The 11982-nt window shown below is 76.3% G+C and carries 12 protein-coding genes; all 12 read left to right on the top strand.

The genetic code is table 11. The annotated features are described in order from the left end of the window. A partial coding sequence (locus AC5FZL_RS11425) for an SDR family oxidoreductase (RefSeq protein WP_493618713.1) occupies window positions 1-614 on the top strand: 614 nt, incomplete at its 5' end. A 51-nt stretch (window positions 615-665) separates the two neighbouring features. Beyond that, a complete protein-coding gene (gene argC, locus AC5FZL_RS11420; RefSeq protein ID WP_493618711.1) occupies window positions 666-1721 on the top strand; it encodes an N-acetyl-gamma-glutamyl-phosphate reductase in 1056 nt (351 codons plus the stop codon). Next, complete coding sequence (locus AC5FZL_RS11415) at window positions 1718-2131, top strand: ACT domain-containing protein (protein ID WP_493618710.1); 414 nt, start codon at window positions 1718-1720, stop codon at window positions 2129-2131. The genes argC and AC5FZL_RS11415 overlap by 4 nt, the downstream gene beginning before the upstream one ends. Further along, on the top strand, window positions 2128-3291 hold the full coding sequence (gene argJ / locus AC5FZL_RS11410; RefSeq protein ID WP_493618708.1) for a bifunctional glutamate N-acetyltransferase/amino-acid acetyltransferase ArgJ: 1164 nt from the start codon (window positions 2128-2130) through the stop codon (window positions 3289-3291). Before AC5FZL_RS11415 ends, argJ begins: the two co-directional genes overlap by 4 nt. 8 nt (window positions 3292-3299) lie before the next feature. Next, complete coding sequence (gene argB / locus AC5FZL_RS11405; protein WP_493618715.1) at window positions 3300-4190, top strand: acetylglutamate kinase; 891 nt, start codon at window positions 3300-3302, stop codon at window positions 4188-4190. After that, window positions 4187-5503: an acetylornithine transaminase gene (locus AC5FZL_RS11400; RefSeq protein ID WP_493618706.1), complete on the top strand. Its 1317-nt coding sequence runs from the start codon at window positions 4187-4189 to the stop codon at window positions 5501-5503. The genes argB and AC5FZL_RS11400 overlap by 4 nt, the downstream gene beginning before the upstream one ends. After that, window positions 5500-6444 (top strand): ornithine carbamoyltransferase, encoded by a 945-nt coding sequence (argF, locus tag AC5FZL_RS11395; RefSeq protein WP_493618704.1) that lies wholly within the window; start codon window positions 5500-5502, stop codon window positions 6442-6444. Before AC5FZL_RS11400 ends, argF begins: the two co-directional genes overlap by 4 nt. Beyond that, entirely contained in the window at window positions 6441-7022 is a 582-nt protein-coding gene (locus AC5FZL_RS11390) for an arginine repressor (protein WP_493618703.1), read from the top strand. The genes argF and AC5FZL_RS11390 overlap by 4 nt, the downstream gene beginning before the upstream one ends. Beyond that, window positions 7019-8248, top strand: a complete 1230-nt coding sequence (locus AC5FZL_RS11385; protein ID WP_493618702.1) for an argininosuccinate synthase — start codon at window positions 7019-7021, stop codon at window positions 8246-8248. Before AC5FZL_RS11390 ends, AC5FZL_RS11385 begins: the two co-directional genes overlap by 4 nt. Further along, window positions 8245-9675, top strand: a complete 1431-nt coding sequence (gene argH, locus AC5FZL_RS11380; RefSeq protein ID WP_493618701.1) for an argininosuccinate lyase — start codon at window positions 8245-8247, stop codon at window positions 9673-9675. Before AC5FZL_RS11385 ends, argH begins: the two co-directional genes overlap by 4 nt. Continuing rightward, complete coding sequence (locus AC5FZL_RS11375; RefSeq protein ID WP_493618700.1) at window positions 9672-10349, top strand: DNA-3-methyladenine glycosylase; 678 nt, start codon at window positions 9672-9674, stop codon at window positions 10347-10349. The genes argH and AC5FZL_RS11375 overlap by 4 nt, the downstream gene beginning before the upstream one ends. Next, the gene (gene tyrS / locus AC5FZL_RS11370) at window positions 10346-11617 is read left to right on the top strand and encodes a tyrosine--tRNA ligase (RefSeq protein ID WP_493618699.1); all 1272 of its coding nucleotides are present in this window, start codon (window positions 10346-10348) and stop codon (window positions 11615-11617) included. The genes AC5FZL_RS11375 and tyrS overlap by 4 nt, the downstream gene beginning before the upstream one ends. The last annotated feature ends 365 nt before the right edge of the window (window positions 11618-11982 follow it).

Below are 11982 nucleotides of genomic sequence, written 5' to 3'. Positions count from 1 at the left end.
TCGCCTCGGTGCGCGCCGCGGTCGCCGCCGTGGAGGGCGCCCTCGGCCCGGTGGACCTCCTGGTCTCCAGCGCCGGCACCATCGAGGCGGCCGAGGCGCCGATCTGGGAGGCGGACCCCGACGAGTGGCGCTCGGTCGTCGAGGCGAGCCTGCTCGGCTCCTTCCACGCCGTGCGCGCCGTCGTGCCGGGCATGGTCGAGCGCGGCGGCGGCCGCGTCGTCGACCTCAACTCCGGCTCGGGCACCCGCGACTCCGCCGTCAACTCCGCCTACTTCGCCGCCAAGACCGGGCTGTTCCGGATCGGCGGCGCCCTGCACGCGGCCGGGTACGACCGCGGCCTCCGCGCCATCGAGCTCGCGCCGGGCGTCGTCGACACCCCGATGACGCGCGCGATGCCCGCGCACGACGGCCGCACCGAGTGGACCGACCCGGCCGACGTCGTCGCGCTCGTCGTCGCCTTCGCCCGGGGGGAGCTCGACGGCTGGTCCGGGCGCATGGTGCGCGCCGGCGCGGACGACGTCGCCACCCTGCGCCGGCTCGCCGAGCAGGGCCTGGACCCCGCTGCCCGGACCCTGCGCCTGCGCCCCTACGGTCCCGAGGACCCCCTCGCCTGAGCGTCCGCCGCCAGGATGCATGGCCATGCAGTGCTGTGTATGATCGTGCGCATGGTGACGGTGGCGGTGGCTGGCGCGAGCGGCTACGCGGGGGGTGAGGCGCTGCGCCTGCTCCTGGGCCACCCCGAGGTCGAGGTCGGCGCGCTCACGGCAGGCTCCAGCGCGGGCAGCCGCCTCGGCGAGCACCACCCGAACCTGCTGCCGCTGGCCGACCGCGAGCTGGGCCCGACCACGGCCGAGGCGCTCGCGGGCGCGGGCGCCGTCGTCCTGGCGCTGCCGCACGGGCAGTCCGCTGCGCTCGCCGCGCAGCTGCCCGACGACGTCGTCGTGCTCGACTGCGGCGCCGACCACCGCCTGCGCGACGCGGCCGCGTGGAGCGAGTTCTACGGCAGCGACCACGCCGGCACCTGGCCGTACGGCCTGCCCGAGCTGCCGCTCGCCGGGGGCGGCCGCGGCCGCGACGCCCTGGTCGGCGCCCGCCGGATCGCGGTGCCGGGCTGCTACCCGACGGCGACCTCGCTGGCCCTGGCGCCGGGCTTCGCGGCCGGGCTGCTCGAGCCCGACGACGTCGTCGTGGTCGCCGCCTCGGGCACCTCCGGCGCCGGCCGCAAGAGCTCGACGCACCTGCTGGGCGCCGAGGTGATGGGCTCGATGTCGCCCTACGGCGTCGGCGGCACCCACCGGCACACCCCCGAGGTGGAGCAGAACCTCTCCGCCGCAGCCGGCGAGCCGGTGCGCGTGGGCTTCACCCCCACCCTCGCCCCGATGCCCCGGGGCATCCTCGCCACCTGCACCGCGCGGCTGCGCAGCACCGGCGGCGCCCGCCCCGGCGCCGCCGCCGTCCGCGAGGCCTGGGCCGCCGCCTACGCCGACGAGCCCTTCGTGCACGTGCTGCCCGAGGGCCGCTGGCCGCGCACCGCCGACACCCTCGGCGCCAACACCGTGCTGCTCCAGCTGGCGGTCGACGAGCGGGTCGGCCGGGTGGTCGTCGTGGCCGCCGTCGACAACCTCACCAAGGGCACCGCCGGCGCGGCCGTGCAGTGCCTGAACCTCGCGCTCGGGCTCCCCGAGACCACCGGGCTGCCGCTGGTGGGGGTGGCGCCGTGAGGCTGGTCGAGCACGCCGGCGCGGTCTACGTCGTCCGCCTCCCCGCCGACGCGCCCGACCCGGACTGGGCCCGCGGCGGCCCGCTGGTCTCGGTCACCCGCACCGCCCACGAGCTCAGCGTGGTCTGCCCCGCGGCCGCCGTCCCCGAGCAGCTGCCCGGGCCGGTGCAGGGGCCGTTCGCGGTCTTCGAGGTGGAGGGCCCGCTGGACTTCGCGCTGACCGGCGTCCTCGCCGGGCTGCTGAGGCCGCTGGCCGACGGCGGCCTCAGCGTCTTCGCGCTGTCCACCTACGACACCGACTGGGTGCTCGTACCCGCGAGCAGCACGGCCGAGGCCCGCGTCGCCTGGCGCTCGGCCGGCCACGACGTCCTGGCGGCGGGAGCCGCCGCGCAGATCGAGGAGGTCCGATGAGCGTCACCGGTCCCGCCGGCTTCCGCGCCGCGGGGGTGACCGCGGGGCTCAAGGCCAGCGGCCGCCCCGACGTCGCGCTCGTCGTCAACGACGGCCCGCGCCACGACGCCGCGGTGGTCCTGACCACCAACCGCGTCCAGGCGGCCCCGGTGCGCTGGACGCGCCAGGCGCTGTCCGACGGCCGCTGCGACGCCGTCGTCCTCAACTCCGGCGGGGCGAACGCCTGCACCGGCCCCGCCGGCTTCGTCGACGCCCACGCCACCGCCGAGCACGTCGCGCAGCTGCTCGGCGCCGGCGCCGCCGACGTCGCGGTGTGCTCGACCGGGCTGATCGGCGAGCGGCTGCCGATGGAGCAGCTGCTCACCGGCGTCTCGGTCGCCGCCGCGAGCCTGTCCTCCGAGGGCGGCCCCGAGGCGGCCGGGGCGATCATGACCACCGACACCGTGCCGAAGCAGGCGCTCGTCACCCGCGACGCCGCCGGCGCGTCGTGGAGCGTGGGCGGGATGGCCAAGGGCGCCGGCATGCTCGCCCCCGGCCTGGCCACGATGCTCGTCGTGCTCACCACCGACGCCGTCGCCGAGCCCGCCGCCCTCGACGCCGCCCTGCGCGCCGCGACGCGCACGACCTTCGAGCGCGTCGACTCCGACGGCTGCATGTCGACCAACGACACGGTGCTGCTCCTGGCCTCGGGGGCCAGCGGCGCGCAGCCCGACGACGCCGCCCTGCAGGAGGCGGTCACCGCCGTCTGCGCCGACCTCGCCCGCCAGCTCGTCGCGGACGCCGAGGGTGCCAGCCACGACGTCGCCGTCGACGTCGTCGGCGCCGCGAGCGAGGACGACGCGGTGGAGGTCGGCCGCGCGGTCGCCCGCAGCAACCTGCTCAAGGCCGCGATCTTCGGCCAGGACCCCAACTGGGGCCGGGTGCTCGCCGCGGTCGGCACGACGTCCGCGGCCTTCGACCCCGACGCCCTCGACGTCGCCTTCAACGGGGTGCAGGTCTGCCGGGCCGGGGCGATCGGCGACGACCGCGCCGGCGTCGACCTGTCCGGGCGCGAGGTGCGGATCCGGGTCGACCTCCACGCCGGCACCGCGGAGGCCACGGTGTGGACCAACGACCTCACCCACGACTACGTCCACGAGAACAGCGCGTACTCGACGTGAGCACGCCCGTGAGCTCGACCGCCCCCGAGACCCTCACCGCCGCCGACAAGGCCGGCGTCCTCGTCGAAGCCCTGCCCTGGCTGCAGCGCTTCCGCGGCGCCCTCGTCGTCGTCAAGTACGGCGGCAACGCCATGGTCGACGCCCAGCTCAAGCGGGCCTTCGCCGAGGACATCACGTTCCTGCGCCTGGCCGGGCTGCGCCCCGTCGTCGTGCACGGCGGCGGCCCGCAGATCTCCGCGATGCTCGACCGCCTCGGCATCGCCAGCGAGTTCCGCGGCGGCCTGCGCGTGACGACGCCCGAGGTGATGGACGTCGTCCGCATGGTGCTCACCGGCCAGGTCGGCCGCGAGCTCGTCGGCCTGCTCAACAGCTTCGGCCCGCACGCGGTGGGCCTGTCCGGAGAGGACGGCGGCCTGTTCACCGCCGAGCGCCGCTCCGCCGTGGTCGACGGCGAGCCGGTGGACGTCGGGCTGGTCGGCGACGTCACGGCCGTCGACCCCACTGCGGTGCTGGACCTGCTCGAGGCCGGGCGGATCCCCGTGGTCTCCACGATCGCGCCCGACCGGGACAGCGCCGGTGTGCTCAACGTGAACGCCGACACCGCCGCGGCGGCCCTCGCCACGGCGCTGGGGGCGCGCAAGCTCATCGTGCTCACCGACGTCGAGGGCCTCTACGCCGACTGGCCCGACCGCTCCTCGCTGGTCAGCCGGATCACCGCCGACGACCTCGAGCGCGTGCTGCCCGGCCTGCAGTCGGGCATGGTGCCCAAGATGGAGGCGTGCCTGCGGGCCGTGCGCGGCGGCGTCGAGCGCGCGCACGTCGTGGACGGCCGCGCCCCCCACTCCCTCCTGCTGGAGGTCTTCACCGACTCCGGCACCGGCACGATGGTGGTCCCGTGAGCGCCCTCGACCCCGCGGCGCTCGCCGAGCAGCTCGTCACCCGGGTGGGCGCGGTGGCCGCCGGCAGCAGCGCCGACGTCCTGGCCCGCTACGCCGGCGCCGTCCTGGGCACCTACGGCACCCCGCAGCGGGTGCTCGTGCGCGGGGAGGGGGCGCTGGTCTGGGACGCCGACGGCCGCCGCTACGTCGACCTGCTCGGCGGCATCGCCACGGCGGTGCTCGGCCACGCCCACCCGCTGCTGACCGCCGCGGTGACCACCCAGCTCGCCACGCTCGGCCACGTCTCGAACTTCTTCGCCACCCCGGTGCAGGTCGCCCTGGCCGAGCGGCTGCTCGAGGTGCTGCGCGCCCCGGCCGGCTCGGGGGTCTTCTTCGCGAACTCCGGCGCCGAGGCCAACGAGGCCGCGTTCAAGATCGCCCGGCGCACCGGCCGGCCGCGCGTGATCTCCGCGCTCGGCGCCTTCCACGGCCGCACGATGGGCGCGCTGTCGCTGACCGCCAACCCCGCCTACCGCGAGCCGTTCGAGCCGCTGGTGCCGGGCGTGGAGCGGGTGCCCTTCGGCGACGTCGACGCCCTCGCCGCCCTGGTGGCCCAGGCGCCCGAGGAGGTCGCCGCGGTCTTCCTCGAGCCGGTGCAGGGGGAGGGCGGCGTGCTGCCCGCCCCCGACGGCTACCTCGCGGCGGCCCGCGAGATCACCAGCGCGGCCGGCGCGCTGCTCGTGCTCGACGAGGTGCAGACCGGCATCGCCCGCACGGGCGCCTGGTTCGCCCACCAGCTGCCCGGCCTGGGGCTGCCGGACGGCGTCCTGCCCGACGTCGTCACGACCGCCAAGGGCCTCGGCGGCGGCATCCCGATCGGCGCCGCGGTGGCGCTGGGGGAGCGGGTCGCCTCGCTGCTCGGCCCCGGCCAGCACGGCACCACCTACGGCGGCAACCCGGTCTCCGCCGCCGCCGGCCTCGCCGTGCTGCACGCCGTCGAGCGCGACTCCCTGCTGGACGCCGCCGCGACCATCGGCACGACGCTGCAGGCGTCCGTGGACGCGCTCGTGGCGCAGGGGGCTCCGCTCCTGCGCGGCCTCCGCGGCGCCGGGGCCCTGCAGGCCCTGCTGCTCGACGCCCCCGTCGCCAGGGCGCTCGCGGCGGCCGCCCTGGACGCGGGGTTCATCGTCAACGCCGTGGCCCCGGACGCCGTCCGCCTCGCCCCGCCGCTGGTGCTGACCCCCGCCCAGCTCGCGGAGTTCACCACCGCGCTGCCCGGGCTGCTGGAGCGGACCGCGGCCGCGACCACCCCGACCACCGGAGGTCCCACGTGACGCGCCACTTCCTGCGGGACGACGACCTCGCCCCCGCCGAGCAGGCGGAGGTGCTCGAGCTGGCCCTGCGCCTGAAGGCCGACCGCGCCGCCGGCCGCCTCGACACCCGTCCCCTCGACGGGCCGCGCGCGGTCGCCGTCCTCTTCGACAAGCCGTCCACGCGCACGCGGCTGTCCTTCAGCGTCGGCATCGCCGAGCTCGGCGGGTACCCGGTGGTCATCGACGCCGCCACGAGCCAGCTGGGGCGCGGGGAGCCCGCCGCCGACACCGCCCGGGTGCTCGAGCGCCAGGTCGCCGCGATCGTCTGGCGCACCTTCGCGCAGTCGGCGCTGGAGGAGATGGCGGCGCACAGCCGGGTGCCGGTGGTCAACGCCCTGACCGACCTGCTCCACCCGTGCCAGGTGCTCGCCGACCTGCTCACCCTCGCCGAGCGCACCGGCGGCGTCGCCGCCCTGCCCGGGCAGCGCCTCGCCTACCTCGGCGACGGGGCGAACAACATGGCCAACAGCTACGCCCTCGGCGGCGCCGTGGCCGGCCTGCACGTGCGGATCGGCACCCCGGCGTCCCACCTGCCCGACCCCCGCGTGCTCGACGCCGCCCGCGCCGTCGCGGCCCGCACCGGCGGCTCCGTCGAGGTCGTGCACGACGCCGCCGCGGCGGTGGAGGGCGCCGGCGTCGTCGCCACCGACACGTGGGTCTCGATGGGCCAGGAGGGCGAGGCCGCGGAGCGCTCCGCGCCGTTCCTGCCCTTCGCCGTGACGAGCGACCTCCTGGGCGGCGCCGCGCCGGGGGCCGGCGTCCTGCACTGCCTGCCCGCCTACCGGGGCAAGGAGGTCGCCGCCGAGCTCGTCGACGGCCCCGGCTCCTGGGTGTGGGACGAGGCCGAGAACCGCCTGCACGCCCAGAAGGCGCTGCTCGTGTGGCTGCTGGAGCGGGCATGAGCACCGCCGGCGCCGGCGGCGCGTCCGGGACCTCGGCCATCCCCGCCACCCGCACGGCGCGCCACGCCCGGATCGTCGAGCTGCTCGGGCGCACGGCCGTGCGCTCGCAGCCCGAGCTGGCCGACCTGCTCGCCGCCGACGGCCTCGTGGTCACCCAGGCGACGCTCTCGCGCGACCTCGTCGAGCTCGGCGCGGTGAAGGTCCGCTCCGCGCAGGGGCTGGTCTACGCCCTCCCGGCCGAGGGCGGGGACCGCACGCCCCGGCCCGCGGTGGGGGCCGGCGTCCTCGACGCCCGCCTGGCCCGCCTCGCCGAGGACCTCCTCGTCACCGCGGAGGCCTCCGGCGGCCTCGTCGTGCTGCGCACCCCGCCGGGGGCCGCGCAGTTCCTCGCGAGCGCCGTCGACCACGCCGCCCTGCCCGACGTCCTGGGCTGCATCGCCGGTGACGACACCGTGCTGCTCGTCGCCCGCGACCCGGCGGGAGGCACGGCCCTGGCCGAGCGGATGCTGGCGCTCGCCGCGGGCCGCACCCCTGACACCTCCTCCACCCCCACCCCGACCCAAGGAGCCCCCTCGTGACCGATCGCGTCGTCCTCGCCTACTCCGGTGGCCTCGACACCTCCGTGGGCATCGGCTGGATCGCCGAGCGCACCGGTGCGGAGGTCGTCGCCGTCGCCGTCGACGTGGGCCAGGGCGGCGAGGACCTCGAGGTCATCCGCCAGCGCGCCCTGGACTGCGGCGCCGTCGAGGCCTACGTCGCCGACGCTCGCGACGAGTTCGCCGACGAGTACTGCCTGCCGGCCCTGCAGGCCAACGCCCTCTACATGGACCGCTACCCCCTGGTCTCGGCGATCTCGCGCCCGGCGATCGTCAAGCACCTCGCGATCGCCGCCCGCCAGCACGGCGCGACCGTCGTGGCCCACGGCTGCACCGGCAAGGGCAACGACCAGGTCCGGTTCGAGGCGGGCATCGCCGCGATCGCGCCCGACCTCACCTGCATCGCGCCGATCCGCGACCTCGCCCTCACCCGCGACAAGGCGATCGAGTTCGCGGAGAAGAACTCGCTGCCGATCGAGACCACGAAGAAGAACCCGTTCTCCATCGACCAGAACGTCTGGGGCCGCGCGGTGGAGACCGGCTTCCTCGAGGACATCTGGAACGCCCCGACCGAGAACGTCTACTCCTACACCTCCGACCCGGCGACCCCCCGCGAGGCCGACGAGGTCGTCATCACCTTCGAGGCCGGGCGTCCGGTCGCGATCGACGGGGAGCCGGTCACCGTGCTCCAGGCGATCGAGCAGCTCAACGCCCGCGCCGGAGCCCAGGGCGTCGGGCGCCTCGACATGGTCGAGGACCGCCTGGTCGGCATCAAGAGCCGCGAGGTCTACGAGGCCCCGGGCGCGATCGCCCTCATCACCGCGCACCAGGAGCTCGAGAACGTCACGGTCGAGCGCGAGCAGGCCCGCTTCAAGCGCACGGTCGGCCAGCGCTGGACCGAGCTGGTCTACGACGGCCTGTGGTTCTCCCCGCTCAAGCGGTCCCTGGACGCCTTCATCGCCAGCACCCAGGAGCACGTCACCGGGGACGTCCGGCTCACCCTCCACGCGGGCACCGCGGTCGTCACCGGCCGGCGCAGCGGGCACAGCCTCTACGACCACTCCCTGGCCACCTACGACTCCGGCGACACCTTCGACCAGTCCCTCGCCAAGGGCTTCGTGGAGCTGTGGGGCCTGCCCTCGCGCATCGCCGCCGCCCGTGACGAGCGCGTCGCCGGGGCCGCCGGGGCCTCCGGGGTTCAGGGGTGACGGCTCCCGGGGGGGCCGGACCCGAGAGCGGCGCGCCGGTCTCCCTCTGGGGCGGCCGGTTCGCCGGCGGTCCGGCGCAGGCGCTGGCGGAGCTGTCCCGCAGCACCCACTTCGACTGGCGGCTGGCGCCCTACGACGTCACCGCCTCGATGGCCCACGCCCGCGTCCTCCACGGCGCGGGCCTGCTCACCGACGACCAGCTCGTCGGGATGCTCGGGGCGCTGGAGCAGCTGCTCGGCGACGTCCGCAGCGGCGCCTTCGGGCCGGCGCCGGACGACGAGGACGTGCACACGGCGCTCGAGCGCGGGCTGATCGAGCGGGCCGGGGCCGACCTCGGCGGGCGGCTGCGGGCCGGCCGCTCGCGCAACGACCAGATCGCCACCCTGCTGCGGATGTACCTGCGCGACGCCGGCCGGCGCCTGCGGGCGCTGCTGTCCGAGCTGGTCTCGGTGATCGCCGACCAGGCCGAGGCGCACGCGGGCGCCCCGATGCCCGGGCGCACCCACCTCCAGCACGCCCAGCCGGTGCTGCTCGGCCACCACCTGCTGGCGCACGCCTGGGCGCTGCTGCGCGACGTCGACCGCCTCGCCGACTGGGACGACCGCGCCGCCCTGTCGCCCTACGGCAGCGGCGCGCTCGCCGGCTCCTCCCTGGGGCTCGACCCCGAGGCGGTGGCCGCCGAGCTCGGCTTCGCCGGGTCGGTCGCCAACAGCATCGACGGGACGGCGTCCAGGGACGTCGCGGCCGAGTTCGCCTTCGTCGCGGCGATGGTGGGCGTGGACCTCTCTCGCCTGGCCGAGGAGGTCGTCCTGTGGGCGACGAAGGAGTTCGGCTTCGTCGCGCTGGACGACGCCTACTCGACCGGGTCGAGCATCATGCCGCAGAAGAAGAACCCCGACGTGGCCGAGCTGGCCCGCGGCAAGGCCGGCCGGCTGATCGGCGACCTCGCCGGGCTGCTCGCCACGCTCAAGGGCCTGCCGCTGGCGTACAACCGCGACCTGCAGGAGGACAAGGAGCCCGTCTTCGACGCGGTCGACACGCTCGAGGTGCTGCTGCCGGCGTTCATCGGCATGGTCGCCACGCTGCGCTTCGACACCGAGCGGATGGCCGAGCTGGCCCCGCAGGGCTTCTCCCTGGCCACCGACGTCGCCGAGCACCTCGTGCGCTCCGGCGTGGCCTTCCGGATCGCCCACGAGGTGGCGGGCGCCTGCGTGCGGGTGTGCGAGGAGCGGGGGATCGAGCTGGGCGACCTCACCGACGCCGACCTGGCGGCGATCTCGCCCGACCTCGGCCCGGACGTGCGCGAGGTGCTGACCGTGGCCGGCTCCCTCGCCTCGCGCTCGGGCCGCGGCGGCACGGCCCCGGTGCGGGTGGCCGAGCAGCTCGTCGAGCTGCGCGACGCGCTGGCCGCGCTCCGGCCGGTGTGAGCGCTCCGCTGGGCCGGTCGTTCTTCGACCGCCCGGTGCTCGAGGTGGCGGGCGACCTGCTCGGCCGCGTCGTCGAGCACCGGACGCCGGCCGGCGCGGTCGCCGTGCGGCTCACCGAGGTCGAGGCGTACGCCGGCCCCGGCGACCCGGGCTCGCACGCCGCGCGGGGGGTCACGCCCCGCACGGCCGTGATGTTCGGGGAGCCGGGGCACGCCTACGTGTACTTCAGCTACGGCATGCACTGGTGCGCCAACCTCGTCTGCGGCCCCGAGGGCACGGCCTCGGCGGTGCTGCTGCGCGGGGGAGAGGTGGTCGACGGCCTCGACCTGGCCCGCTCGCGCCGCCCGGCCGCCCGCCGCGACGTCGACCTCGCCCGCGGGCCCGCGCGCCTGGCCGGTGCCCTCGGGCTGACCGGCGCCGAGACCGGGGCCGACCTGTGCGCACCGGCCGCCGCGCTGAGGGTCCTGCCCGGCGCCGCGCCGCGGGGACCGGTGCGCTGGGGCCCGCGGGTCGGCGTCAGCGGGCCCGGCGGGGACGCCGAGCGCTACCCGTGGCGGTGCTGGGTCGAGGGCGAGCCCACCGTCTCGCCCTACCGGGCTGCGGCGCCGCGCCGGCGTCCGGCACGCTCGACCACGCCCGACCCCCGACCCGACCCACCCGAGGAGCTCTCGTGACCCACGTCCTGGACGACCTGCGCTGGCGCGGCGTGCTGGCGCAGACCACCGACGAGGCCGCCCTGCGCGCGGCCCTGGACGCCGGGCGGGTCACCTTCTACGTCGGCTTCGACCCCACGGCCCCGAGCCTGCACATCGGCAACCTCGTGCAGCTCATCACCGCCCGGCGCCTCCAGGACGCCGGCCACCGCCCGCTCGCGCTCGTCGGCGGCTCCACGGGCCTCATCGGCGACCCGAAGATGGCGGGGGAGCGGGTGCTCAACGACCCCGCCACCGTCGCCAGCTGGGTCGAGCGGCTGCAGCGCCAGATCGCCCCGTTCCTCTCCAGCGAGGGGCCCAACGCCGTCGTGGCGGTGAACAACCTCGACTGGACGGCGCCGCTGTCCGCGATCGACTTCCTGCGCGACGTCGGCAAGCACTTCCGCGTCAACCGGATGCTGGCGAAGGAGTCGGTGAGCGCCCGCCTGGAGTCCCAGGAGGGCATCAGCTTCACCGAGTTCAGCTACCAGATCCTCCAGGGGATGGACTACCTCGAGCTGTTCCGCCGCTACGGCTGCGTCCTCCAGACCGGGGGCAGCGACCAGTGGGGGAACATCACCAGCGGGGTGGACCTCGTCCACCGGGTCGAGCACGCGTCGGTGCACGCGCTGGCGACGACGCTGGTCACCAAGCCGGACGGCACGAAGTTCGGCAAGACCGAGACCGGCACGGTCTGGCTGGACCCCGAGCTCACCAGCCCCTACGCCTTCTACCAGTTCTGGCTCGCCGCCGAGGACGCCAAGGTCGACGACTACCTCAAGGTGTTCAGCTTCCGCCCGCGGGAGGAGCTGGAGGCGCTCGCGGCCGAGACCGCCGAGCGCCCGCAGGCCCGGGCGGCGCAGCGGGCGCTGGCCCAGGACGTCACCACGCTCGTCCACGGCGCCGAGGCCACCGCCCGGGTGGAGGCGGCCAGCGCGGCCCTGTTCGGCCGCGGCGACCTCGCGGCCCTCGACGAGGCGACGCTGCGCGACGCGGTGGCCGAGCTGCCGACGGCCCGCGTGGCGGCGGGGGAGCCCCTCGACGTCCCGCGCCTGCTCGCGGCGGCGGGGGTGGTGGCCAGCGTCTCCGCCGGGCGGCGCGCCGTCGCCGAGGGAGGGGCCTACGTCAACAACGCCCGGGTCGAGGACGCCGAGGCGCCCGTGGACCCCTCGGCCCTGCTCCACGGCCGCTGGCTGGTGCTCCGCCGCGGGCGCCGGACGCTCGCCGCGGTCGAGGTCGCGGCCGTCTGAGGCGGCCCCCCCGGGGGCCGGGCGCCGGCGCGCTCGGGCGTCCGGGAAGGAACGGGCGCGTGACCAGCGGGGATGCGCCAGACGTCCGGAACGCACCCCCCGGGTTTGACGACCGCGCTGCCCCGACGTAGTGTTCTACTCGTTCGCCCGGCAGGGAGGAACGGACACCGAGAGGTGGACGGGCCCCAGCGGGCGGGCCACCCGGCACGGAATCCAGCGGCCCACGCGGTCGTTGTAGTCTCGTGCCACGAACTGAAGCCCCGAGAACGGCTCGAAAGGCCGGGATCAGGTTGCGTCCGTTCTTTGAGAACTCAACAGCGTGTCAGTAGTCGATGCCAAGTTTCTGGTCGTCGTCTGCTCTGTGT

Source organism: Quadrisphaera sp. DVD1, assembly GCF_058932755.1.
The sequence above is the reverse complement of the archived record's forward strand: the minus strand, read 5'-3'. Positions and strand labels throughout refer to the sequence as shown.